25 protein-coding genes and 1 pseudogene are annotated in these 22,274 nt (G+C 62.8%); 14 read left to right on the top strand and 12 right to left on the bottom strand.

The window, feature by feature from the left end:
* Nucleotides 1–91 precede the first annotated feature (91 nt).
* A complete protein-coding gene (locus tag ADBZ9O_RS10035; protein ID WP_526530745.1) occupies nucleotides 92–1,507 on the top strand; it encodes a purine-cytosine permease family protein in 1,416 nt (471 codons plus the stop codon).
* Here ADBZ9O_RS10035 and ADBZ9O_RS10030 read toward each other — a convergent pair.
* Nucleotides 1,461–2,429 (bottom strand): 2-hydroxyacid dehydrogenase, encoded by a 969-nt coding sequence (locus ADBZ9O_RS10030; RefSeq protein WP_526530743.1) that lies wholly within the window; start codon nucleotides 2,427–2,429, stop codon nucleotides 1,461–1,463. The two genes, ADBZ9O_RS10035 and ADBZ9O_RS10030, sit on opposite strands and share 47 nt — an antisense overlap.
* A gap of 119 nt (nucleotides 2,430–2,548) precedes the next feature.
* Between ADBZ9O_RS10030 and ADBZ9O_RS10025 the strand changes: the two genes are divergently transcribed.
* Complete coding sequence (locus ADBZ9O_RS10025; RefSeq protein WP_526530741.1) at nucleotides 2,549–3,157, top strand: TetR/AcrR family transcriptional regulator; 609 nt, start codon at nucleotides 2,549–2,551, stop codon at nucleotides 3,155–3,157.
* A gap of 12 nt (nucleotides 3,158–3,169) precedes the next feature.
* Here the strand turns inward: ADBZ9O_RS10025 and ADBZ9O_RS10020 are convergent, their stop codons facing one another.
* On the bottom strand, nucleotides 3,170–3,334 hold the full coding sequence (locus tag ADBZ9O_RS10020; RefSeq protein ID WP_526530739.1) for a hypothetical protein: 165 nt from the start codon (nucleotides 3,332–3,334) through the stop codon (nucleotides 3,170–3,172).
* A 41-nt stretch (nucleotides 3,335–3,375) separates the two neighbouring features.
* Here ADBZ9O_RS10020 and ADBZ9O_RS10015 point away from each other — a divergent pair.
* Nucleotides 3,376–4,050: pseudogene (locus ADBZ9O_RS10015) on the top strand (guanylate cyclase).
* A gap of 98 nt (nucleotides 4,051–4,148) precedes the next feature.
* The gene (gene mspA / locus ADBZ9O_RS10010; RefSeq protein ID WP_526530737.1) at nucleotides 4,149–4,787 is read left to right on the top strand and encodes a porin MspA; all 639 of its coding nucleotides are present in this window, start codon (nucleotides 4,149–4,151) and stop codon (nucleotides 4,785–4,787) included.
* Between the two features lie 106 nt (nucleotides 4,788–4,893).
* Here the strand turns inward: mspA and ADBZ9O_RS10005 are convergent, their stop codons facing one another.
* Nucleotides 4,894–5,268, bottom strand: coding sequence for a MerR family transcriptional regulator (locus ADBZ9O_RS10005; protein WP_526533019.1), 375 nt, complete (start codon nucleotides 5,266–5,268; stop codon nucleotides 4,894–4,896).
* 72 nt (nucleotides 5,269–5,340) lie between these two features.
* On the opposite strand from ADBZ9O_RS10005, the gene ADBZ9O_RS10000 reads away from it, so the two are divergent.
* Both ADBZ9O_RS10000 and ADBZ9O_RS09995 read left to right on the top strand, forming a co-directional pair.
* Complete coding sequence (locus ADBZ9O_RS10000; protein ID WP_526530735.1) at nucleotides 5,341–5,787, top strand: PPOX class F420-dependent oxidoreductase; 447 nt, start codon at nucleotides 5,341–5,343, stop codon at nucleotides 5,785–5,787.
* A 116-nt stretch (nucleotides 5,788–5,903) separates the two neighbouring features.
* On the top strand, nucleotides 5,904–6,161 hold the full coding sequence (locus tag ADBZ9O_RS09995; protein WP_526530733.1) for a hypothetical protein: 258 nt from the start codon (nucleotides 5,904–5,906) through the stop codon (nucleotides 6,159–6,161).
* A 6-nt stretch (nucleotides 6,162–6,167) separates the two neighbouring features.
* Here ADBZ9O_RS09995 and ADBZ9O_RS09990 read toward each other — a convergent pair whose 3' ends face one another.
* Nucleotides 6,168–7,157 carry an Rv2253/PknI dimerization domain-containing protein gene (locus ADBZ9O_RS09990; protein WP_526530731.1) on the bottom strand — a complete coding sequence of 330 codons (990 nt, stop codon included), beginning with the start codon at nucleotides 7,155–7,157 and terminating at the stop codon, nucleotides 6,168–6,170.
* 74 nt (nucleotides 7,158–7,231) lie between these two features.
* Here ADBZ9O_RS09990 and ADBZ9O_RS09985 point away from each other — a divergent pair, with 74 nt between their 5' ends.
* Nucleotides 7,232–7,597, top strand: a complete 366-nt coding sequence (locus ADBZ9O_RS09985; RefSeq protein ID WP_526530729.1) for an HNH endonuclease signature motif containing protein — start codon at nucleotides 7,232–7,234, stop codon at nucleotides 7,595–7,597.
* Nucleotides 7,598–7,791: 194 nt separating this feature from the next.
* Here the strand turns inward: ADBZ9O_RS09985 and ADBZ9O_RS09980 are convergent, their stop codons facing one another.
* The 4 genes from ADBZ9O_RS09980 to ADBZ9O_RS09965 all read right to left on the bottom strand — a co-directional run bounded on the left by ADBZ9O_RS09980 (nucleotide 7,792) and on the right by ADBZ9O_RS09965 (nucleotide 9,912).
* The gene (locus tag ADBZ9O_RS09980; protein ID WP_526530727.1) at nucleotides 7,792–8,226 is read right to left on the bottom strand and encodes a VOC family protein; all 435 of its coding nucleotides are present in this window, start codon (nucleotides 8,224–8,226) and stop codon (nucleotides 7,792–7,794) included.
* A 73-nt stretch (nucleotides 8,227–8,299) separates the two neighbouring features.
* Nucleotides 8,300–8,872, bottom strand: a complete 573-nt coding sequence (locus ADBZ9O_RS09975) for a dihydrofolate reductase family protein (RefSeq protein ID WP_526530725.1) — start codon at nucleotides 8,870–8,872, stop codon at nucleotides 8,300–8,302.
* A gap of 68 nt (nucleotides 8,873–8,940) precedes the next feature.
* Entirely contained in the window at nucleotides 8,941–9,339 is a 399-nt protein-coding gene (locus ADBZ9O_RS09970; protein ID WP_526533017.1) for a VOC family protein, read from the bottom strand.
* A 204-nt stretch (nucleotides 9,340–9,543) separates the two neighbouring features.
* On the bottom strand, nucleotides 9,544–9,912 hold the full coding sequence (locus ADBZ9O_RS09965) for a zinc ribbon domain-containing protein YjdM (protein WP_526530723.1): 369 nt from the start codon (nucleotides 9,910–9,912) through the stop codon (nucleotides 9,544–9,546).
* Between the two features lie 296 nt (nucleotides 9,913–10,208).
* Here ADBZ9O_RS09965 and ADBZ9O_RS09960 point away from each other — a divergent pair, with 296 nt between their 5' ends.
* The gene (locus ADBZ9O_RS09960; protein ID WP_526530721.1) at nucleotides 10,209–12,215 is read left to right on the top strand and encodes a hypothetical protein; all 2,007 of its coding nucleotides are present in this window, start codon (nucleotides 10,209–10,211) and stop codon (nucleotides 12,213–12,215) included.
* A 172-nt stretch (nucleotides 12,216–12,387) separates the two neighbouring features.
* Entirely contained in the window at nucleotides 12,388–13,206 is an 819-nt protein-coding gene (locus ADBZ9O_RS09955) for a hypothetical protein (RefSeq protein WP_526530719.1), read from the top strand.
* Nucleotides 13,207–13,493: 287 nt separating this feature from the next.
* Here the strand turns inward: ADBZ9O_RS09955 and ADBZ9O_RS09950 are convergent, their stop codons facing one another.
* A complete protein-coding gene (locus ADBZ9O_RS09950) occupies nucleotides 13,494–16,202 on the bottom strand; it encodes a hypothetical protein (RefSeq protein ID WP_526530717.1) in 2,709 nt (902 codons plus the stop codon).
* 8 nt (nucleotides 16,203–16,210) lie between these two features.
* Between ADBZ9O_RS09950 and ADBZ9O_RS09945 the strand changes: the two genes are divergently transcribed.
* Nucleotides 16,211–16,426, top strand: a complete 216-nt coding sequence (locus tag ADBZ9O_RS09945; protein WP_526530715.1) for a hypothetical protein — start codon at nucleotides 16,211–16,213, stop codon at nucleotides 16,424–16,426.
* Between the two features lie 101 nt (nucleotides 16,427–16,527).
* Here the strand turns inward: ADBZ9O_RS09945 and ADBZ9O_RS09940 are convergent, their stop codons facing one another.
* Together ADBZ9O_RS09940 and ychF are read right to left on the bottom strand one after the other, a co-directional pair.
* Nucleotides 16,528–16,665: a hypothetical protein gene (locus ADBZ9O_RS09940; protein WP_526530713.1), complete on the bottom strand. Its 138-nt coding sequence runs from the start codon at nucleotides 16,663–16,665 to the stop codon at nucleotides 16,528–16,530.
* A 30-nt stretch (nucleotides 16,666–16,695) separates the two neighbouring features.
* Nucleotides 16,696–17,775, bottom strand: a complete 1,080-nt coding sequence (ychF, locus tag ADBZ9O_RS09935) for a redox-regulated ATPase YchF (RefSeq protein ID WP_526530711.1) — start codon at nucleotides 17,773–17,775, stop codon at nucleotides 16,696–16,698.
* Nucleotides 17,776–17,858: 83 nt separating this feature from the next.
* On the opposite strand from ychF, the gene ADBZ9O_RS09930 reads away from it, so the two are divergent.
* Nucleotides 17,859–19,112, top strand: coding sequence for a DUF6542 domain-containing protein (locus tag ADBZ9O_RS09930; protein WP_526530709.1), 1,254 nt, complete (start codon nucleotides 17,859–17,861; stop codon nucleotides 19,110–19,112).
* Here the strand turns inward: ADBZ9O_RS09930 and ADBZ9O_RS09925 are convergent.
* Nucleotides 19,109–20,110, bottom strand: coding sequence for a 4-hydroxy-3-methylbut-2-enyl diphosphate reductase (locus tag ADBZ9O_RS09925; RefSeq protein ID WP_526530707.1), 1,002 nt, complete (start codon nucleotides 20,108–20,110; stop codon nucleotides 19,109–19,111). The genes ADBZ9O_RS09930 and ADBZ9O_RS09925 overlap by 4 nt on opposite strands.
* 54 nt (nucleotides 20,111–20,164) lie before the next feature.
* On the opposite strand from ADBZ9O_RS09925, the gene ADBZ9O_RS09920 reads away from it, so the two are divergent.
* Genes ADBZ9O_RS09920 through ADBZ9O_RS09910 form a run of 3 tightly spaced genes read left to right on the top strand, consistent with a single transcriptional unit; the run spans nucleotide 20,165 to nucleotide 22,222 of the window.
* Complete coding sequence (locus tag ADBZ9O_RS09920) at nucleotides 20,165–20,734, top strand: lipid droplet-associated protein (protein WP_526530705.1); 570 nt, start codon at nucleotides 20,165–20,167, stop codon at nucleotides 20,732–20,734.
* The gene (gene xseA, locus ADBZ9O_RS09915) at nucleotides 20,731–21,990 is read left to right on the top strand and encodes an exodeoxyribonuclease VII large subunit (RefSeq protein ID WP_526530703.1); all 1,260 of its coding nucleotides are present in this window, start codon (nucleotides 20,731–20,733) and stop codon (nucleotides 21,988–21,990) included. Before ADBZ9O_RS09920 ends, xseA begins: the two co-directional genes overlap by 4 nt.
* A gap of 19 nt (nucleotides 21,991–22,009) precedes the next feature.
* The gene (locus ADBZ9O_RS09910; RefSeq protein WP_526533015.1) at nucleotides 22,010–22,222 is read left to right on the top strand and encodes an exodeoxyribonuclease VII small subunit; all 213 of its coding nucleotides are present in this window, start codon (nucleotides 22,010–22,012) and stop codon (nucleotides 22,220–22,222) included.
* Nucleotides 22,223–22,274: the final 52 nt, after the last annotated feature.

Raw genomic sequence — 22,274 nt, 5'->3', positions numbered from 1 at the left:
ACACTACATCAATACTATTGACGCCCCCATCAACAAGGATCCGATGATGACCGCCACCCTGCCTCCGCCGATAACCTCCGACTTGTCCCCGATGACCGATCGCGTCGGCGCGATCGAGGAGTCCGGTGTCGAATATCTGCCCGAAGACGCCCGCGATTCCAACCCCCGCAACCTCGGCGCCGTTTTCCTGGGCGCCAACCTGACCTGGACCAACGTCGTATTCGGGGCGTTCGCGGTGATGTTCGGCCTGAGCTTTTGGCAGACGGTGACCTCGATGGCGGTCGGGACGGCGGTCGGCACCCTGGCGGTACTGCCCACGGCGATCATCGGACCGCGCACCGGCACCAACATGACGGTGTCGTCGGGCGCGTTCTTCGGGATCCGCGGCCGCTTCATCGGCTCGTTCCTGGCCCTGGCCATTGCGCTTGGCTTCGCCGCCGTCACCGTCTGGACCAGTGGTGACGCCCTGGTCGCGGCCGCTCATCGGCTACTGGACACGCCGGCGAGTCCGCTGGCCCACGCCATCGCCTACGCCGCGGTCGCGGCACTGATGGTGACAGTGGCGCTATACGGGCACGCCACGATCGTCGCCATGCAGAAAATCGTGGTGCCCGTGGTCGGGGTGCTGATGATCGCCGGGGTGGTCGCCTTCGCCGGTGGATTCGATCCGAACGCGTCGAGCGGCGAATACGCGCTCGGCGGTTTCTGGCAGACCTGGATGCTGTGCGCCGTGCTGTTCGCCGCCGCTCCCCTGTCCTACGGCCCGACGATCGGCGACTACACACGGCGCATCTCGTCGCACCGATTCAGCGATCGCCAGATTGTCGGCACGCTCGGCATCGGCATGTTCATCGGAGTCCTGCTGCCCAGCCTTTTCGGCGCCTTCACCGCCGAGTCTTTTGGAGCACTGACAAACCCATCAGAGTCCTACCTCGACAATCTCGTCACTGCGTCCCCCGCTTGGTACGTGATGCCGATCGTGGTGATCTCGTTGCTCGGCGGGCTGAGCCAGGGCGTGCTGTGCATCTATGCCAGCGGCCTGGACCTGGAGGGCCTGACGCCACGACTGAAGCGGACCCAGACCACCATCATCACGGCGGCAATCGCGATCGTGCTGCTCTACTTGGGCGTGTTCGTCTTCGATGCCGTCGACTCGGTCACCGCGATGACGGTCGCACTGAACGCCGTCATCACCCCCTGGGTAGCGATACTGGCGATCGGTGCACTGCGAAATCGCAAGGGCTGGTACAACACTCACGATCTACAGGCATTCGCACAGAATCGAAAGGGAGGCAGCTACTGGTTCACCGGTGGGTGGCACATCCCCGCCGTACTGGCCTGGACCGTCGGTGCCATATTCGGGCTGCTGGCGGTGAACACCACGTTGTATGTCGGCCCGCTCGCCGCGATAGCCGGCGGTGTCGACCTCAGCACACTCGGCAGCGGGGTACTGGCGGGGGTCATCTATGTGGGCGCAACACTGGTGTCACGAGTTCACCGGAGCTGAGGTAGGACTCCAGGTTTCGCAGAGTCAGCAGCGCCATCGCCCGGCGGGTCCGTCCGGTGGCGCTGCCGACGTGCGGAAGCAGGACCACGTTGTCCAGTTCGCGCAGCCGGGCCGGTACCTGGGGCTCGCCGACAAAGACATCGAGACCTGCCCCGGCCAGACCACCCGAGCTGAGCAGATCGATCAGCACATCCTGATCGACGACACTGCCACGGGCGATGTTGATCAGGTAACCCTCAGGGCCCAAGGCCGCCAGAACATCCGCGTTGACGAGTTTTTGGGTGTGCGGACCACCTGCGGTTGCCACCACCAGCACATCGACGGATTCGGCCAGCTCCAGCGGCGATGCCGCGTAGCGATACGTGGAGTCACTGATTTCATGTCGGTTGTGATAGGCGATGGCACAGTCGAATCCGAGCAGTCGCTTGGCAATCGCCGATCCGATGCGGCCGAGCCCGAGGATGCCGACCTGCAGACCGCTGAGGTCACGGGTGTACGGGAAGGCGCCGTCACTGGCCCACCGGCCCGCCCGCACATACCGATCGGCCGACCCAAAAGCCCTCAGGGTCATCAGAATCAGACCAACAGCGGTATCGGCGACGGTGTCGGTCAGGACGTCGGGGGTATTGCTCACCCCGATCCCGTGCTTACGCGCAGCCTCGATATCGATGGCGTCGTAGCCGACGCCGTTGTTCACGATCGCCCCGAGATTGGGCAGTGCGGCAATGAGATCGGCGGACACGCCCGGCCCGCCCGAGCTGATGATCACCCGGATCGTAGCGGCGTTCGCTGCCAGAAACGTCGCGCGCTCTGCACTGTCGTCCGGCAGTCGCAGGGTCTCGTATCTCGCGGCCAGTTCGGTGGCCAGGGTCGACTCGAGCGTCCCGACCTGCAGGATCGCGTCCGTCTTCTGCGCTGTCATACATCCATGATGCGCCGATCCATCAGCAATCAGGCGAACCACATGCGCCGAGGGTGGATATGCGGCATGGTTTGCGGAACATTACTCGATTTATCCCCTGCCCCCGGAGAGTCGACCGCATGGCCATGCCCCGAGTTGCGCCGCAGCAGCAGCGCTCGCGTGAAACCTACGAGCGGGTGCTCGACGCCGCAGCCGAAATCTTCGCCGAATTCGGTTACGCCGGCACCACCACCAACAAGGTCGCCGAAGCAGCGGGCATTTCCATTGGCACGCTCTACCACTACATTCCGGACAAGGATGCGCTTCTTTATTCGCTCACCGAACGGCACCTGGCCAGCGGAACCGACTCCATTGCCAGCGTCTTCGCGCGACTGCGATCAGAGCAACCCGGCCTAGAAGAATCCATCCGGGCCGTGGTCGGTGTCATCGTCGGTATGCACATCGACGAGCCGCATCTGCATCACCTGCTCTACGACAGTGCGCCCCGTTCCGAGGCGTTGCAGAAACGCCTGCGGGAGGCCGAGTCGGCGATGGCCGACGAAGTTGCCTGGCATCTCGAGCGACTCGGCATAGCGGACGAACATCGACAGCTGGTGGCGACCCTCCTGGTGACCGGCGTGGAAGCGCAGGTGCACCGCGCCACCCTGGACCCCGTCGAACCCGTGTCCCCCGAGGTACTCACCGAGGTCCTGACCGATCTGTGGACGCGCGCGCTGACGGACGCTTAGTTGGTCGTCGCGTCAATCGGACTCCGCCTCCGCTTCGGCCAACCGTTGATGCAAGCGGGCACGAATATCGTTAGGAGTGTAGGCATTACGGCGCCGCTGGTCCCTGGCGACGAGAGCTCCGGTGGCCGCAACTCCGACGACGCCGGCCAGCCCGATCCACTTCCATACGTTGCGCATACCAACAGTGTGCATAAGCTGCGCTGGTGAAAGCGAGCACAGTGTCCCTCGATCAGGCGCTCGAGGCCACCAGGACCGGCGATATCTGGCTGTTCCGCGGCGGGTCCGGTCCTGACCGCGCCATTCAGACGATGACCAACAGCCCGGTCAATCACGTCGGCATGACAGTCGCGATCGACGATTTGCCGCCATTGATCTGGCATGCCGAGCTCGGGCACGGGCTGATCGATATGTGGACCGGCACCAATCAGCGAGGTGTCCAACTCAACGATCTGCGAGCCGCGGTCGAACAGTGGATGAACAAATACGACCAGCGCTGCTGGCTGCGTCAGCTCTCGCCGTATGCCAACCGTGAGTAGGAGGACCGTCTGCTCAAGGTGATCGCCAGGATGGACGGCACGGCCTTTCCCACCACCGCCCGACTGACCGCCAGGTGGTTTCGCGGCCGGTTGCCCACCGTCAGCGACTGGACCCGCGGCCTGCCGTTCGTGCACAAGAAGGTCCGCGAGTCTGCCGAACGGGAGAAACAGGAACGTCGCACATCGCTGGCCACTGCCTACTGCGCAGAGACGGTCGCCATCACCTACGAGGAGATGGGGTTGATGTCCACCGAGAAGCGCGAGAACTACTTCGACCCTGGTTCATTTTGGAGCGGTGACCTGTTGCCGCTTGCGCCGGGATACGAACTGGGACAGGAAGTTTCGGTAGTCGCCTGACGTCGGCGTATTTAGCTCACCGTGACCGTAGCCATTGTCGACCTGTGAACTTCCTGCTAACTTGCTGTGGTCAGCTACCTCAACGAACCAGGGAGAACATGAAAGCCATCAGTCGAGTACTCGTCGCGCTCATCGCTGCTGTCGCAGCGTTGTTTGTCGGCACGGGCACCTCGCATGCCGGTCTGGACAATGAGCTTTCTCTGGTAGACGGCACGGGTCGTACCCTGACGGTCCAGCAGTGGGACACCTTCCTCAATGGTGTGTTCCCGCTGGACCGCAACCGCCTGACCCGTGAGTGGTTCCACTCCGGTCGTGCGGTCTACTCGGTGACCGGCGCCGGTTCCGACGAATTCTCGGGCACCTTGGAACTGGGCTACCAGGTTGGCTTCCCGTGGTCGCTGGGCGTGGGCATCAACTTCTCCTACTCCACCCCCAACATCCTGCTCGACGATGTCGATCTCTCGCCGACCGGTTTCAACCCGCTGGGCTCGGTCATCACCCCGAACCTGTTCCCCGGCGTGTCGATCTCGGCTGACCTGGGCAACGGCCCCGGCATCCAGGAAGTCGCCACCTTCTCCGTCGACGTCTCCGGCCCGAATGGCGCAGTCGCAGTCTCCAATGCGCACGGCACCGTCACCGGTGCCGCCGGCGGCGTGCTGCTGCGGCCCTTCGCTCGGCTGATCAGCGGCTCCGGTGACAGCGTCACCACCTACGGCGAGCCTTGGAATATGAATTAGCACATGAACTAGCCCATGCCTTAAAACTTCTCCCTAGCAGAAGAAGTACAGCAGCCCCGCCGAAAACGGCGGGGCTGCTTGTATTTTGCCGTGCTCGGCACATGACCTAGAGCCGGTCGTGTACCTCACAGGTGCATGAGTCAATGCTGGGGCAGGCGCATCTCATACCGAGCTCGATGATCGCGCGCGCCTGCACGAGCACCGCCATCTGCGCATCGATCTGCCCCAGCTTGTCCGCCGCCAGCGCTCGACTGGCGGGCCTGCCAGGACTGGCATCGGTGAGCAGGCGGTGCACCTCGTCGAGGTCGAACCCGGCTCCTTTGCACAAACCAATCACCTTGAGACGGCGCAGGATCGACTCGGCATACCGTCGTCGCCCGCCGACACGAGCAGGCGCAGGCAGAAGGCCGATCTCCTCCCAGTACCGCAGGGTGGACGCGGGTACACCGGACTGCGCGGCAACCTCGCCGATCGACAGCATCGAATCCATCCGCTCATGGTCACCCACACCGAGCCTTGACTTCAAGTTGACTTGAAGTCGTTGAATAAAACTATGCCCCTCAAACAGTCCGTGGCCGCCGTGAGCACATCGCGATACGCGCTGCTACGCAGCTGCCGCACGGACGGCACCGCTGTCGATACTCCGATCTGGTTCGCCGTGAGCGGGTCCAGCCTGGTCTTCCGGACCAAGCGCGGGCCCAAGACAGCTCGTTTGCGCTCGCATCCCGATATCGAACTGCGCCCGTGCGATCACCGTGGCGCGATCGTCGCTCCCGCCGTGCTGTCGGGGCGGGCAACCATCCTGGTCGGCGACGATGCGGAAGCAGGCAATGCCCTGCTGCACCGGCGCTACGGCTGGCAGTGGAATATCGTCCCGCTGCTGAAGCTGCCAGGAGTGACCAATGTGCACGCGCACCTGCCGCTGCGCGAAAAGCTGCGCCGCGCGCGCAGCGCCACGCTGTGGGAGGACAGCGCGATCGTCCGCATCGACCTCGCCTGACGGTTTACCTGCTAGCCGTAACGACCACATGGGTGTCAGCGGTGGCGACATCGCGGCTCTGCAACGACACGATGGTGTCTAGCCAGTAACGGTTAGTGAACCAACAGGAGAACACCATGAGAATGACCACCCACATCGCATCGTGGACCGCAGCAGCAGCGATCGCCGCCTCGCTCGGTTTCGCGCCCATCGCCGGAGCGGACCCTGCGCCCGTCGTCGCCACCACCAGTCAGCCTGCGCCCGTCGGCAGCGCCGGCACCGACCCACTGGTCCCCTTTGGCACTGATCCCCAGATCCCTTACCAGCTCGGGTATGTCGACCCCGGCCACGACAACGCCGACACCACGAACGGTGCGGTAGATCTGCCCTCCTAAGTGCATTCAGCCGCCGATGCGTTCCAACACCGAGTCGTACGTGGTGGCCCCTTCACAGCGGCTGCTCGCACTCGTGAAGTCGAAGGTCTCGGTTCCCGTCAGCCGTGGCATCGGGTTCAGCGGCGGCAGCGGCATCGGATAGTCCGAGTGCATGAGCGTCTCGGTGGAGGTGTGGTTGGGACAGCTGTGATTACGCGACGCGCGCCGACTGACCGACCACTTTCCATCGCCGAATACCAACGGCCACTCCGCCGTCGCCCCGTCGTAGGTGGCAGTGGCCAACGCCCAGCACTGCTCGGTGTTGCGCACGCACATCGTCGCCATATCGATAGTCTTCGCTTCGACCTCGATTTCGTCGGAGGGCGGCGGCGCCCCTTGGCCGCGGTAACTGATGAACTGGCTGTACTTGCCGCGCAGCCCCTCTGGCGCAGACACCGAAAGAGGTTCCACCGCAAGGGGATCGGCCACCGATACCTGGGGGTCAACGTCACCGACCCTGGTCAGCGTCATCGGCGCCTGCATGACGGATACGCAATCGGGGCCGCCTGCATGGGCGGCTGCGTAAGTACCGACCAATGACCTATCTGGCCCCGGCTTGATAGACCACGCGACCATCCCTGGCGTCGTCGAATTGTCAGCACAGCTGAACGTGTTGGCTGCCGTCATCTGCCATCCGCCGTTGACGTAGTCGAGGACCACGGTGAAATTGGTGCCGCGCTTCATATTGTCGGACTGCAGCAACGTGCCGGTGGCGACACAGCCGGTGTGCGAGCAGGCCGAGCGAAAAGCGAAGAGGCTCGGCGCAGGCGGTGCGTGCATCACCTTGCCGTTGACCAACACTCGCTTACCATCGAGGTCCAGGCGATACGTCCCGTCGAGCACGGGTTCGTCGACTGCCGTCGCCGGTGGTGAAGGCGCCGCGATGGGCGTACCCGCCGAGCATCCTGTCGCCACGGTGATGGTCAGGGCCGCGGTGAGCGCCAGGACAACCTTCATCGACGCAGGATAAGGCGCGACACGCCAGTGCGCGCACCGCGCCGGGCGGGGTGCGACCGCGTTAGCCTCGGCGCGTGCCGTCTCGCAGCCCTACCCGCGCGGTCAGATATGCGCGCCGGCGCAAGCGGCGCATGGCGCAGAAGGTGCACGACCTCACCGATGCGCAGTGGGCCGCACTCAAGGACGCCTGGGGTGGCTGTGCGTATTGCGGCGCCGTCGGCACACCGATGCAGAAGGACTGCGTACTGCCCATTTCGCGCGGCGGGCACTACGGGCTGGTCAACGTCGTTCCCAGCTGCCGCTCGTGCAATACCAGCAAGTGCAACTCCGAGGTGACCAGCTGGATGCGGCGCAAGAAACTCGATGAACGACGATTCCTGGTCCGCCAGGCCGAGATCAGCCATCTTCTCGCCGCGGATGCGGTGCTCCCGCCGGAGTAGGCAGAGTCTCTGCGCGACGCTATGGCCGAGTTCACCCTCAGGGTCGTTCATGGCTGTCGTTCGGCGTTATTTCACGACCATCAGCAGCCGTGGTGGTGAACTCGGCCATAGCGCCCAGCAACGAGTTGGCGGTCGTGGGATCTACGCGGAAGGCAGGGCAGATCCCGGCAACGGCCGGTTCGATCAGCGAGCCATCAGTCGAGGCAGAACTCGTTACCTTCGATGTCCTGCATCACGATGCAGGACTCTTCGCCGTCGGCGGCAGGCAGGAGCCGTACGCGGGTCGCGCCGAGTGGGATGAGCCGTGCACACTCGGCCTCGAGTGCGGCCAGGCGTTGCGCGCCCACCAACCCCGTACCGACCCTGACGTCGAGATGCACGCGGTTCTTCGCGACCTTGCCTTCGGACACCCGCTGGAAATACAGCCGCGGCCCGACACCTTCTGGATCGACGCAGGCGTACGCGGACCCTTGCTTATCGACGGGCAGGGCGCGGTCGAATTCGTTCCAATCGGTGAACCCCTCAGGCGGCGGCGGGACGACATAGCCGAGTGCCTCACACCAAAAACGGGCAACGCGCTCGGGTACCGCGCAGTCGAAGGTGACCTGAAACTGCCGGACTGTGCCCATTTCCCCACCCTAGCGACGCCAGGTGCGCGGCGAGATTGCATCCACGGTCGTCATATCCGCCGAATCGCAGCCCTCAGCGCAATCTGGTTGACGCATAACGCAATAGCGCGGTGCCGCCGTCGAAAATCCGGTGCTCGACAAGCTTCAGATCGAGGCGAACGTCGTCGGGTAGGGCGCGCAAACCGCCGCCCACAATTTTCGGCGCCACAAAAAACTGAAACTCTTCGACCAGGCCGGCCCGGATCGCCGGGGCGGCGACGGTGGGCCCGAAGATCTCGACCCTGCCCGTCGCGTCGTCGACGATCCGCCGCAATTCGTCCACGTTCAGCTCGCGCAGGAGACGGACTCGGTCCGACCCGATCTCGTCGCGGGTCAGCGTTGACGACACCACCACCTTGTCGATACCCCGCCAGCGCCGGGCGAACTCCTGCTCTGCCGGGGTCCAGACCTCGTCGTCCGGATCGGTCTCCCAGTACTGCATCAGCGCGAACGTCGTGCGCCCCAATACCTCGGTCGATACCTCAGCCATGCGGTCGACATGGGCAGCGAACACCGCCCCATTCGGGGCCGTCCACTGGAAGTCGCCGTCGGCGTCGGCGACGTAGCCATCGACGGACACCGTCGCGGTGTAATTCAGAGTTCCCATGCTGTTGAGACTCGCGGGATCGGCAGACCTCATCGCGGCCGGCGAGCGCTACAGGTTGGAATCGACGGTCAAACTCCGAACTTGGCTCGAGCCGCGTCGGTAACCGGAGTGAACAGGTTGATCAGGTTTCCGTCGGGGTCCCGGAACAACAGTGCACGGTTTCCCCACGGCATGGTTGTCGGCTCAGTGACCACGTCGGAGACGTACCCACGGAGTCGCTCCCACTCGGCGTCTACGTCGTCAACGATGAATTCGATGATTGCCGTCCGGTTTGCCGCTGGCTCGGCAGATCCTTCCCCAAACAGGGAGACGGTTTTGTCGCTGCCGATGGCCAGCGCGCCGACGGTTGTCGGAATCTCCGCGAAGAGCTCGTTTCCCCATATCGCGGTGACGCCCGTGACCATCTCGTAGAACCCAACGAGGCGCTTCACGTCGGCGGTGATGACGCGGATCGACATAAGCTTCATGCCGCGGACACTAGACCCGACCACCGACACGTCCGGCGCGCTCATTACCGCACGTGCCCACCCCTGCGAGGCAGACGCTGACACATTGAAGCGGGACTCCAACACGAACCGCCCTAAAGCTGCGTCCGCAATCTGCAACCAGGTACCAGCCGCCGCTGCGTAGACGTTCAGGTGTCGATCCGAAGCGGCGAGGCGGCCCGGCGCTCAGAGAACCTTCTTCACCACGCTCGACTTCAACTGCATCCGCCCGAAGCCCGGCACCTTCGCGTCGATATCGTGATCGCCCACACCATCGGAGATCAGGCGGATGCCGGCCACCTTGGTGCCGATCTTGACGACCCCACCACCGGCACCCTTGACCTTCAAACTCTTCACGATGGTCACGGTGTCGCCATCGGCGAGCGGGTTTCCCACCGAATCGGTGACAACATCACCCGACACGTCACCCGACGTGCCGGCCTCGTCCGCGCCCGGCGCCCACTCGTGCGCACACATCGAGCAGACCAGCAGCGCACCAGACTCGTAAGCGAACTCATTCGCACACGCCGGACACGGCGGCAAAACGTCAGACATTGAACCGGAACTCCACGACATTCCACCACCGATAACCGTCTGCGTTTTCGGCCGACCATCGAGACCGCCCGGGTCTCGAAGTTCGCTGAACTTTCCAATCAGCTCTAGAACGAGGTCGGAACCCGCGGGATCGCGACAACAACCATTCGTACATCGGCAACTCGTGCGACACCGGCACGACCCTCTGGCATCACCCAACTCGTCGGCATACCCAGGCGACTCGCGGGCATCATATGTCGGACCTGTGCATCACAATTGAGACGTCGGGGCAAAACGAGGCGAGGCGAGGTCAGCAAGTGGTTGATGAGGACGCGAGTTCGCTACGGGTTGTCTTCTATGGAGCAAATGACTCGGCCGCCGGTTGGCACGTCCGGCGCGTAGCCGAAATCGCCGAGCAGTTCGATCCTCAGAATACCCCGACGCGCATCGAGGACATCCTTGAACTCCATAACGTGCAGAAGTACCTCGAACACGATTTCTTTCCAAACGACTACACAGAAGAGCAGCGAAATAAGGCCAGGGCTCGAATTGCACAGATCCATACCGCAGTAGCGCGGTTTTTTTCAACGATTGATAACACTAAGTTCGCGGCCGCTGTAGCGGATGTTGGTCATGATTACCGCGACGACCTTCTGGACCTTCTTGGTCGATACAAGGCCTACGAGCGCTGCAACAGCGCGACGGTGCTTCCGGCACTGGCCACTGCGGGCGTCACTCTCGGGGATTTGCTCACGGCAAAGAAGCTTGTAGTGGCCTACGACGCCGAGATTCGCGACGTGCTGCGTGTTCCAAGTAACGGGGGTGCCGAACACCTTGTAAGGAAGTACCTCTGGATCGATGCGCGAAGAGACGTTCACCTTCCACCGAGCTTTACACCAGCCGACGCTCGAGAGTTGCTGGACGCCTACGTCGCGAGTGAGGATGCGAACCCGAACTATCTCAGGCTGATTGCGACCGCCGCAGAGAATCGTTCGGCCGGAATCGACGCCAAGCTCAAGCTGCACGCGAAACGACGCAGCGCTGAGATAACCGCGCAGTTCTTCGCCGAGAATATTGGCATCAAGACTGGATGTGAAGTGGGTGTCTCTGGCACCCAAGATCAACTAGTCGTGTCCGAGATGGGCACCTCGGACTTGTATTCTAGATACACATACGGCAGTCGCTGGTTGGAAGAGTCCTCGGACAACTGTGGCATCCTCAACAACTTTCAGCACTTATTCCAATTCGTTGACCATCAAGCGCTGCTAACCCTTCCCTCCTACCCGGCGCATCTAGGTGTGATGGAACGAATGATGGGGACCACAGGAGTAGCCGAATACAAGATCGGCACCGTGTTTCGTGACATCGATATGCGTACCCTTCTGCAGACGCACATGTACCACCAATTTCTAGAGTCGCGGAACATTCACCTTGAGCGCGTCGTCGCCTGGTTTTTCGAGGAGTACCTCGTTGAGGACTTCGGTGCCGAGAATTTCTCATTCACGCCGTCGGACAGCGGAACGTCATACCTTCAGAGGGTGAGGCATCTATTCGCGGAAATGGAAAGCGCCGCAAGCCAATTTGACTTGTTCGTAAAGGATGGCGAACTCGACCACGACCTGCTCGCGATGCGGTCCGAGCAGGTCCGCTATAAGGAAATTCCAAGTCTTGTCGAGGGCAAGTATGTGTATAGGTCCGACGATGAAGAGATAGTCAAGATCCTTCATCTTTTGTTCTCCGACCAGTCGACATTGATCTATATCAACGAGGGTCTGACTGCGCATAACGCAGCCACCCTTATTCTGAATAATCGGATTGCATACAACGACTTCAAGAATCACCAAAGGCCCAGCATCGACCACCTCATCGCACGCGGAATACTTGAGGACACTGGAACGCGTGTTGAGTTCGTGAACATGGAACGGTTGGCCATCCTCATATCCCTATTCACCACCCAGGCGGTGAGCTTCTACCACCTCTCAACTGCCGGAAGAGCGGAGGCGGACGCCATGGTCACGAAGGGTTGGGCGACGCGCCGTTCGTCGTTGCTGACCACGGCGGAAGCCCAATACTTCAACTACTTTCTCAATGGGGTCGACTTTAGTGACGGGCCTCAGTTGCGGAACAAGTACCTTCACGGAATCCAAGGCAACGGGGACGGCGAGGAATCCCACTTCCACGCCTATATCACAGCGTTGCGACTGACAGTGGCGCTGGTAATCAAGCTTAATGACGACTTCTGCCTTGCAGCATCCGAATCGAGGACCGAAGGCAGCGGTAATACGCTAGTGGGCAATTCGACGAGCTCGTCGGCTACGACCTAGACCGACTCATGCCTGGGTCGGCCGCAATGAGCGTCAGCCAATACCCGCGGCGGGCCGTGATCTTGCCTCTGCTGATCGCCTCGTCGACGTCGACGGCGATACGGACGGCGTACGCGGGTGGTTCTACTGACGCTCTGTCGCATTCGCTAGTGATCGAGCAGACTTACTGCTCGTGCTGCACTCGAAACGGCTATCACGCGGCCTACTTATCACCTTTGCCTTTTTAATCGTTGGGGCACAGCGCGTGCTATCGCTTGCCGGTTGGCGGGTTCACCCATTGATCTCCCACCTCTTTCCCGCGTGGGGTGCTGCCGAGTGGGGTGCCGTGGGAACATTTGCGGCAGTCCTGGTGGCGCTACTGCAATCCGCGTTGGCTCGATTCGACGCCCGTCGCGAGATCACCACAAACGATAAACAGCACCGCGAAGATCTGAAGCGACTCCGACAACAGCATCGTGAGACGCTAACTCAAGCGCGTCGGCTGCACCGGGAAGAGCTCACACGCGCTGAGCGGAGACATGAGCAATTGCTCGACCGCGAACATGTACGCGAGCAGATCACCGCCATGAGCGAAGTCGTCCGCGCACTCGGCGCGTGGATGATTCCGACGCAACAGTTGTGCGATGCACTGGCTGACCTAGGCCTGGTGCATGACATTTCACCAGGCGATCGTCGACTTATCGGAAAATTCGATTCGGCGCAGACCGCATACAACCGTTGGACTGCCAGCCTTCTCATGTTCGACAGCAAGCTCGTCGCGGCAGATTTGGTCGTCACCGATCCCAGCATTCGTAAAGTGCTCGACTCCATGAAACGCCGGGAGTCAGAGTTCACCAGCATCATGCACGCGCAGCAGAATGCGATCATGGCAGACGAGCAGCCTGGGGACATCCCCGCGGTTCGTGCCGCATATGGCGAGTTGGCAAAGCTGACGAGTGTAGTAAAAACATCAATCGCACAGCATCTCACGGGGCGTCTACGTAACGAATAGCCGCGCGGCAAGGAGCGACGGAGACAGAACCCCCGCCCCACTATTCCTTGAAGGGGTGTGGGTGCCTGACTTCGGCGCGGTATCAGATCTTACTTGAGCAGCACTAAATTTTTATTTTGAGCACTAAATTCGCGCGTGAAAGCTACCCGTGGTGCGGCGTCAACTCAGTGTCGGCTACACCGTCGACGATTGGATAGCCAACGCTACCGCCGTCCTCACAGTAAAAATCTCACGCACGAAGTCAAGAACTTCATCCTAGGACTCCCACAATCTCTGATCCTGCTTCATCAAGAATTGGCACCACTATGAGTCGCCAGATCGATGCCAAAGCGAGTCACGCGAGGAGCAGCACCTGGCCAGACAACGAAGCGCTCGCCGACTTCAACTCGGACCTGCGGCTCGTCGCCCCTTTCCACGTCTTCGAACACACCGAGCGCAATTGAAGTGTCGCCGACTGGCGCGAGACCCTCTTTCTCCTCGGGTCCGCGGCAGGAAACCAGAGTTGAACGACCGTCGAAAAGTAGTGCCTCGTCATCTAGTGCAGACGTCTCGATGTGAATCACTCGGGTGAGTGCCTCGGAAAACTCGTCCGAATACCACGAATCCACCTCCACGAGGCCGCCATACGGCGTCAGGAGGACGTAATGCTTGGCCTCGACTCCGAGCGCATCAATCTGCTCGCGGATCGCCCGCGCCGACGGCGCAAGGCGTACGTCCTGAAGAGTCCGCAGCAGTTCGACGACTCTGTGTTCCTCGCCGTCGATCATGCCACGCGCGATCACGTCGCCAATCTCTCCCGGATCGGCATAGGTCTGATTGAAGGTCTCGTCAACGAGATAGTGCCGCGGAATGCGAATGTTCATTCTAAGAATTTGCCGCGATACGTCAGCATCTGCTGGTACGTCACCTTCACAAGGAATTTCGTTGGCGAGTCGCCGGCCAGCATCGAGAGTCTTCGTCAGCGCGTTTCGCAAAGCATCAACACGAGTGACTGAGAGCGATTCGCTAGCTAACCGCTGGTTCTCGGCGGCGTCCCACCTGTCAATCTCGCCGCTTAAGTTGGCCTTGAGTTCGAGCTCGGCTGCGCTCAAGTCGCCGTCTCGCTCGTTGAATAGCCGCAGAAATCGCTGATATTCCGCCGCCGTCTCTTGGTCCTTGGCGGCGGGAAGCGGCCCGTAAGACGAGGCAAGCGCGGCCAATTGAGCTTTGTCAATGTAGTGCGAGAGCTCCAGGACCTGAGCACGCCCAGAACCGCTGAATCTCGTCTCCCATAAGTCCCAGCGGCTGAACGGAATATCGCCTCGTTCGGCGAGATTCCGGGCGGCGATGATCTCGGTCAAGGTGCCGCGAGGCGTCACCACCTTTCGAAGGTTCGCACCGGTCGGAGCTCGGTTGTCGCCCTTGTCTGCGAGGTAGTCCAGCCACCCAGTAAGAACGAGTTGGCCGGCTCTGACGTGCGTTCTCCGAATCCCATCGCGATCGGCGTACTTGAATAGCCCGCCGAGCTCGTTGGCAGCGAGTATGGCAGCTTCAGGCTTGTGCGCATCGAGTGCAAGTTTGACGAGTTCGACCATCGTCCACGTCGCGCGGGATGAGATGACCTCACGCTGCTCTTGAGCGGAGTACGCGGCAAGGTTCTGCACGCAGATGACAATGCGGCTAGGAATATGATCGAATTCCGCTTCCTCTTGCCGGAGGATGTCCGACCAGGTCCGGGTGAAGCTGCGGAGACATTCGTCGACGTATTCGCTCGAACCGGTGCGGGGCGCTTCGAGCGCCCTCTTCATAGCTTGGCCGACGAACATTCCTGCCGCGCGCGGAGAGAAGGCTGCGTCCTGCTCAACTTCCCCCATGCTGCGAAACAGCAAGTCTCTACGGGCCAGCGAACCGCGTCGGGACGAGGCAATATTGGCCAAGTTCGTCAGCCAGACACCTTGTATGACGTGTCCGAGCAACTCGACAGCCCTCTCCGCAGTAGAGAACGCTCCGGACCGGACGCTAGTGCCGATAGCGTCTTTAAGATGGGCGATTTCGCGGCTTATCTCTTCATCTGGCGTGACCTCATCTTCAGGTTCGAACTCGATACTTGACTGCAAGATTCGGATGATCAGATCCTGCCGCCGAGCATCCAGTGGCCCGGGGGTGAAAACGTGGAATGCCGTTTCGCCAAGGCGAGTGCGGTCACCAGGCTCAACATCCCGGGCGATTTGTGGCGGCACATAGCTACCCGCACTCCCAGCCTCGGCAGGCCAGATGTCAGGTGCCAAAAACGCAAGCAGGGAGCGCGCTTGCCTTACGGCGTTCGGGTTGATGGTTTTGACGACCTTGCCGGCCTGTGACACAGGAACTCGAAGTGTGACGATCGAGGAACTTTGGCCGACGAGAGACCAGCTTGATGTGAAGAGTCCATTCAGCTGCTTCTCCGCTTCGAAGTACCTGCGCGACACCTCTTCGAGACGACTCGTCAACGATCCAACCAGCGAGGTGCGAATCAGTTCGTCCAGAAGCGTTGGATGGCCAAACAGCCTCATTAGCTTGAGCGCTGACACCACGAGCAAGACAACCGTCGGAACGAACCAGACGAGCGAAACACCAAGGACGCCAAGCCCGCTCGAAAACCACATCGTCTCGATTGCGATCACCGCATTCGCCACCAGACCAACGGCGACGAACCGGCGAGCTCTGGTGTACTCAATCACTCGCCCTCGAGAGGCCCCGATCGCCAGAGGAGACTCGGCGAACAATTGTGCGGCTATTGCGAGCCCAGCGAATCCGACCGACAGGAAGGTTGTTTGGACCTGCCACAGGATCCCGTCACCCCCGGGGGCAGCCGGCAAATGACACGCCAGCCAACCGGGATCGCCGGTGTAGTGGGCGACAGCGAGCAGTGCCACGCTCGTTATCAGCGAGCCCACGAGGAGAATTTCGTCGCGCCACTTCAATTTGGCCGCCCCCCGGCTCTCACGAAACTCAACTGCCCTCGACCGGAATACCATGCATCTCAATGGCATTCGCCGTTATGGAACTGAAAGCACTGCGGGCAGAGCGGTCCGAGCCTCTGCTGCTGAGACGCTGTGTTCGAGCCCACGTGGCCAGCGCCGACCGACGTTTTCATGGCGTTGGGCCCGATACCCTGCAGTTGGGCCAGACGGGTGTCGATGTGCTGCAACAGTCCGGCCGAACATCGGTGATTCTTCAGCTCTCGGAAGCAATTCCCTAGTTCTCCCGCCTCGGACTGTGCGGTAACGAGTTTGTCGTCGAACGTCAAGCGGACGATCCTGCGCACCGCGGCAATGCTATCGGCACCGATGGGCTGCCCCTTCACCGCGCTTCCTCAGCCATTTCGGCGTCGGTGAGCCCTCGTTTCATAGCTCTCGCCACTTCCCCGAAACGGGTGCTCGTGTGGTTGACGAGCATCGCTTCGATCTCGTCCTGGAAGGGCAGCGGCTTGTCGGTCACATCGACTCCTCATACGGTCAACGCTTGCTCCTAGACGTTGAAACGGAACTCCACCACGTCACCGTCGACCATCACGTATTCCTTGCCTTCCATCCGCACCTTGCCTGCGGACTTGGCGGCGGCCATCGACCCGGCGGCAAGCAGATCCTCGAAAGAGACGATCTCGGCCTTGATGAAACCCTTCTCGAAATCGGTGTGGATGACACCGGCGGCTTTCGGAGCGGTGTCACCTTTGTGGATCGTCCAGGCCCGCGATTCCTTGGGCCCGGCTGTCAGATAGGTCTGCAGGTTCAACGTGTGAAAACCGGCGCGCGCCAACGCATCCAGCCCACGTTCGGTCTGGCCGATGGATTCCAGCAGCTCGACAGCGGACTCGTCGTCAAGCTCTTGGAGCTCGGCTTCGATCTTGGCGTCGAGGAACACCGCGTCGGCCGGTGCGACCAACGCCCGCAGCTCCGCGAGCTTGGCGTCGTCGGTGAGCACCGACTCGTCGGCGTTGAAAACGTAGAGGAACGGTTTGACCGTCATCAGATTCAACTCACGCAGCAGCGCCGAATCGATCTTCGATCCCGCGGCGAACAACGTCGTGCCACCGTTGAGGATTTCCTGGGCCGCCACCGCGACCTCGTGGATCGGCTTGCGTTCCTTATTGGTGCGGGCTTCCTTCTCCAGGCGGGGCACCGCCTTTTCCAGCGTCTGCAGATCGGCCAGGATCAGCTCGGTCTCGATGACCTCGATATCGGATTTCGGGTCGACCTTGCCGTCGACGTGCACGACGTCATCGTCGGCGAAGACCCGCACGACCTGACAGATGGCATCGCATTCGCGGATATTGGCCAGGAACTTGTTACCCAGTCCGGCCCCCTCGGAGGCGCCCTTCACGATGCCGGCGATATCGACGAACGTCACCGGCGCGGGCACCAGCTTCTCCGAGCCGAAGATTTTGGCCAGCTGCCCCAACCGCGGATCCGGCAACGGTACGACGCCCTCGTTGGGCTCGATGGTCGCGAACGGGTAGTTGGCCGCCAGCACGTTATTGCGCGTGAGCGCATTGAACAGCGTCGACTTGCCGACGTTGGGTAGACCGACGATTCCGAGATTGAGGCTCACAGGGTCCAGAGTCTAGGACGTAGCGGCCACGCCGGGTGTATCGCTGCCAGTCGCCGCCCGGGATGAGCCGGTACGGTCTACGTGTGTCAGCAGCACAACGGGTGAGGTCGTCGGTCGCGGCCGATCATCGTTCCGCACTCCCCAACCTGCCCGGCGTGCCGTGGTGGGGTGCTGTGCTGATCGCGGTGATAGCGACCGCGGTGGGCTTCGCGTTCGACGCCGGAGCTGGCAAGAAGGACCTCACTACCGCCTTCGCGGTGCTCTACGTCATCGGCTGTGTGGCAGCCGTGCTGGCCGTTCGCCAGTCGGCCCTGTTCACCGCCGTCGTGCAGCCACCGCTGGTTCTGTTCATCGCGGTGCCAAGCGCCTACTACCTGTTCCACAGCTCCGAAATCCACGGCATCAAAGACATCCTGATCAACTGCGGCTACCCGCTGATCGAGCGATTCGTGCTGATGTTCACGACGTCGGTGGTGGTGTTGCTGATCGGCATGGCGCGCTGGTACCTCGGTGCCGCCAACCGCAGAACCAGGCAGGAGACGACGACTGCCGAGCCCGATACCGCCGAGGCCGGTCCGGTAGCCGCGGTGAAGGCGAAGGTGTCCACGTTGTTCGGCGGCCCCACCGCCGACGATGTCGCCGACGCCGACGCTGCTGCGGCATCACTCAAACACGGGATCGAGCGCCCGGCCACCGCTCGGCGGTCCGCCAACTCCACGAGCTCAGCCAGGGACCGCCCGACCAGGCGGACCGCGGCGACCCGGTCGCGGCACGCCCGCCCACCCGTCGACGATTTGGGTGCCATCCACGACGAACCGCCGGTGGAGCCGCGGCGGTCCCGGCGGCCCAGCCACACCCGTGGCGAATTCGATCCCGACGACCGTGCGCCGCGCCGCGCCGCAGACCGCGCCGATCGCCCGGCGCGCGCCGATCGCTCAGCCCGACCCGAGCGCGATGACCGTGATTGGCAGGGCGCTGACTCCGAAGCCCGCCCACGCCGTCGCCCGCGGACCCCACGCGATCCGGACCTGCGGACACCACCGCCGCGCGATTACCGGCGCGACCCCCGGGATCCGCGAGACCTGCGCGACGCACGCGAAGCTCGCGATCGCCTCGAGCCCAGGGAGCGGCCGTCGCGGCGGCCGAACCGCTACGAGCAGCCCGAATCGTTCGAGCCCTATGAGCCGCCGCGGCCCCGGCCGAGCGCGAGTGGGACACCCAGCACGCACCACCCGGTGTCCAAGGTCCGTTACCGCGGATCAGACGCCGAAGACGGCGATAAGCACATCGAATATCGCAGCCAGCCGCGCCGGGCGCGGCACAGCCTCGACGACTAGTGGCGGGCGGCGCGGATTTCCCGCGGCAGTGAAAACACCAACGTCTCGTTGGCCGTCGTCACGGGCTGAACGGTCTCGTAGCCGTAGTCGGCCAGCCGCTCCAGCACGCCGCGGACCAACACCTCAGGCACCGAGGCACCCGAGGTGACACCGACAGTGGTCACGCCCTCGAGCCAGGCGGGGTCGATGTCCTCGGCGTAGTCGACGAGGTACGACGCATCCGAGCCGGCATTCAGCGCGACCTCGACCAGCCGCACCGAGTTCGACGAGTTTCGGGAGCCGACGACGATCACCAACTCGCATTCGGGGGCCATCGCCTTGACCGCGACCTGACGGTTCTGCGTGGCGTAGCAGATATCGTCGCTGGGCGGATCCTGCAGCGTCGGGAAGCGTTCCCGCAGCCGCCGCACGGTCTCCATGGTCTCGTCGACGCTGAGCGTGGTCTGCGAGAGCCAGACCACCTTGTTCAGGTCACGCACGACAACGTTGTCCACCGAGTCGGGACCGTCGACCAGCTGCACATGATCGGGGGCTTCCCCTGCGGTCCCGACGACCTCTTCGTGGCCCTCATGGCCCACCAGCAGGATGTCGTAGTCATCGCGGGCGAAGCGTTTGGCTTCGTTGTGCACCTTGGTGACCAGCGGGCAGGTGGCGTCGATGGTGTGCAGGTTGCGCTCGGCGGCCTCCACGTGAACCGTCGGCGCTACCCCGTGGGCGGAGAACACCACGATGGACCCTTCGGGCACCTCGTCGGTCTGCTCGACGAACACCGCCCCGGCCTTAGCCAGGGTCTCCACCACGTAGCGGTTGTGCACGATCTCGTGGCGAACGTAGACGGGCGCCCCGTGCTTCTCCAACGCCCGCTCGACGGTTTCGACGGCTCGATCTACTCCGGCGCAGTAGCCGCGCGGCTCGGCCAGCAGCACCCGCTTACCGGCAATGGGCGCGACCAGCGAGGCGGTGGCACCGGGAATCCCCATGTTGACGGTTGGCGGCATGTGTTCCAGGGTACTTTCTGCCGCCACCGGGGGGCCAGCCGTACTCTTGCACCCATGGCTACTGCACCGTATGGGGTCCGACTGCTGGTGGGAGTCGCGGCGACCGCCGTCGAGGAAACCATGAAGCTGCCGCAAACCATCATGATGTATCCGATGACGGTGGTCAGCCAGGTTGCCCAGCTGGTGATGAAGGTTCAGCAGGACGTGGCTGACCTGGTGATCAAGGGGGACTCCACGCTGGAAACCCTGTTCCCCCCGCACGACGAGCAGGCCGAGTGGGCGACGTTCGACGAGGACGTGATCGACGAGGCCACCGATACCGGTGAGCGGATGACCGAGGGCCGGTTCGCGCTGTACTCGGTGACCGAGAACAACGACGGCCGGGTGACCGAAACCGTAAAGCCGGACGCGGCGGCCGCCGATGACGTCGCCGCAGCCGCCGCGGCCGGGGTTGTCGGGGAGATCGATTACGACGCCCTGACACTGGCTCAGCTGCGGGCCCGGCTGCAATCGCTATCGGTCGGCGACCTCGAAGAGCTACTGAGCTACGAAGAGGCCACCAAAGCGCGTGCACCGTTTCAGACGCTGCTCGCCAACAGGATCACCCGCGCGACCGCCAAGTGAGCAGTGCCGCACAGGACAGCCCCCAACCGGGCCAGTCACCGGAGAATCCCTACCCGGTGCGCGCCGTCGCCATCAGGGTGGCCGGCTGGATCGACAAACTCGGCGCCGTCTGGGTCGAGGGCCAGATCGCTCAGATGAACGTGCGGCCCGACGCCAAAACCGTGTTCATGGTGTTGCGTGATCCAGCCGCCGATATGTCGCTGACCGTCACCTGCCCGCGTGACCTGGTGCTCAACGCGCCGGTCAAGCTGACCGAGGGCACGCAGGTGGTGATGTGCGGCAAGCCCAACTTCTACACGGGCAGGGGCACATTCTCGTTGCGCGTCAACGAGATTCGAGCGGTCGGCATCGGCGAACTACTCGCCCGCATCGACCGGCTGCGCCGGTTGCTCGACGCCGAAGGCCTCTTCGACCCGCGGTTGAAGCGGCCGATCCCGTTCCTGCCCGACACCATCGGGCTGATCACCGGACGCGCCAGCGCCGCCGAGCGTGACGTCACCCACGTCGCCGCAACGCGTTGGCCCGCCGTCCGGTTCGCGGTCCGCAACACCGCGGTGCAGGGTCCTAACGCGGTCGCTCAGATCGTGGAGGCACTGCGCGATCTCGACTCGGATCCCGATGTCGACGTCATCGTGGTGTCCCGCGGCGGCGGCAGCGTCGAGGACCTGCTGCCGTTCTCCGACGAGACGCTGTGCCGGGCCATCGCAGCCTGCACGACGCCCGTGGTCAGCGCCGTCGGCCACGAACCCGATAACCCGCTCTGTGACCTCGTCGCCGATCTGCGCGCGGCCACCCCGACCGATGCCGCCAAACGCATCGTGCCCGATGCCGCCGCCGAACAGGCTCTGGTCGCCGATCTGCGGCGCCGCAGTGCGCGGGCGCTGCGCAACTGGGTCACCCGGGAAGATCGCCATATCGCGCAACTCCGCAGCCGCCCGGTCCTCGCCGACCCTTTGAGCGCCCTGACCGCCCGATCGCAGGACGTCAGCCGGGCCAGGATGACCATTCGCCGCGATATCACCCGCCTGATCGGCGCCGAGGACGACCGGGTCGGTCACCTGGCGGCCAGGCTCGCGACACTGGGGCCATCGGCTACGTTGGCGCGCGGATACGCCGTGGTGCAGACAATGCCGGAATCTGGAGAACCGCAGATTCTCCGATCGACGGCCGACGCGCCAGCGGGCACCCGGCTGCGGGTCAGGGTCGCCGACGGCGCTGTGACGGCTGTGACAGAGGGAGATTCAGGTGCCCGATAAGGCCCAACCGGAAACAAATATGACACCCATTAGTTCCATGGGGTACGAAGAGTGCCGCGACGAACTGATCGAGGTCGTCCAGCTTCTCGAGCGTGGCGGACTTGATCTTGATACATCGCTACAGCTCTGGGAAAAGGGCGAGAAGCTCGCCAAACGATGCGAGGAACACTTAGCCGGGGCCCGCAAGCGAGTCGAGGATGCGCTCGCTGCCGAGGAAGCCGAAGAGGGCTGATAGCGCGGTCAAATTCCCGGCCGAGGGAAGAAAACTGGAACACGTTCCACTT

Source organism: Mycobacterium sp., from assembly GCF_965229105.1.
In the GTDB taxonomy this organism is placed as follows: domain Bacteria; phylum Actinomycetota; class Actinomycetes; order Mycobacteriales; family Mycobacteriaceae; genus Mycobacterium.
Note: the sequence above shows the minus strand (reverse complement) of the source record. Positions and strands in the feature narration are given on the sequence as shown.

Coding starts and splice junctions, on each gene's coding strand:
- ADBZ9O_RS09975 (WP_526530725.1), bottom strand. CDS start 8,872: ATGGGAACTCTGAATTACACCGCGACGGTGTCCGTCGATGGCTACGTC.
- ADBZ9O_RS09945 (WP_526530715.1), top strand. CDS start 16,211: ATGGCATTCGCCGTTATGGAACTGAAAGCACTGCGGGCAGAGCGGTCC.
- ADBZ9O_RS09950 (WP_526530717.1), bottom strand. CDS start 16,202: ATGGTATTCCGGTCGAGGGCAGTTGAGTTTCGTGAGAGCCGGGGGGCG.
- ADBZ9O_RS10005 (WP_526533019.1), bottom strand. CDS start 5,268: ATGCTGTCGATCGGCGAGGTTGCCGCGCAGTCCGGTGTACCCGCGTCC.
- ADBZ9O_RS10035 (WP_526530745.1), top strand. CDS start 92: ATGACCGATCGCGTCGGCGCGATCGAGGAGTCCGGTGTCGAATATCTG.
- ADBZ9O_RS09995 (WP_526530733.1), top strand. CDS start 5,904: ATGAGAATGACCACCCACATCGCATCGTGGACCGCAGCAGCAGCGATC.
- mspA (WP_526530737.1), top strand. CDS start 4,149: ATGAAAGCCATCAGTCGAGTACTCGTCGCGCTCATCGCTGCTGTCGCA.
- ADBZ9O_RS09910 (WP_526533015.1), top strand. CDS start 22,010: ATGACACCCATTAGTTCCATGGGGTACGAAGAGTGCCGCGACGAACTG.
- ADBZ9O_RS09965 (WP_526530723.1), bottom strand. CDS start 9,912: ATGTCTGACGTTTTGCCGCCGTGTCCGGCGTGTGCGAATGAGTTCGCT.
- ADBZ9O_RS09990 (WP_526530731.1), bottom strand. CDS start 7,157: ATGAAGGTTGTCCTGGCGCTCACCGCGGCCCTGACCATCACCGTGGCG.
- ADBZ9O_RS09980 (WP_526530727.1), bottom strand. CDS start 8,226: ATGGGCACAGTCCGGCAGTTTCAGGTCACCTTCGACTGCGCGGTACCC.
- ADBZ9O_RS10000 (WP_526530735.1), top strand. CDS start 5,341: ATGCCCCTCAAACAGTCCGTGGCCGCCGTGAGCACATCGCGATACGCG.
- ADBZ9O_RS09970 (WP_526533017.1), bottom strand. CDS start 9,339: ATGAAGCTTATGTCGATCCGCGTCATCACCGCCGACGTGAAGCGCCTC.
- ADBZ9O_RS10025 (WP_526530741.1), top strand. CDS start 2,549: ATGGCCATGCCCCGAGTTGCGCCGCAGCAGCAGCGCTCGCGTGAAACC.
- ADBZ9O_RS10030 (WP_526530743.1), bottom strand. CDS start 2,429: ATGACAGCGCAGAAGACGGACGCGATCCTGCAGGTCGGGACGCTCGAG.
- ADBZ9O_RS09925 (WP_526530707.1), bottom strand. CDS start 20,110: ATGCCGCCAACCGTCAACATGGGGATTCCCGGTGCCACCGCCTCGCTG.
- ADBZ9O_RS09920 (WP_526530705.1), top strand. CDS start 20,165: ATGGCTACTGCACCGTATGGGGTCCGACTGCTGGTGGGAGTCGCGGCG.
- ADBZ9O_RS10020 (WP_526530739.1), bottom strand. CDS start 3,334: ATGCGCAACGTATGGAAGTGGATCGGGCTGGCCGGCGTCGTCGGAGTT.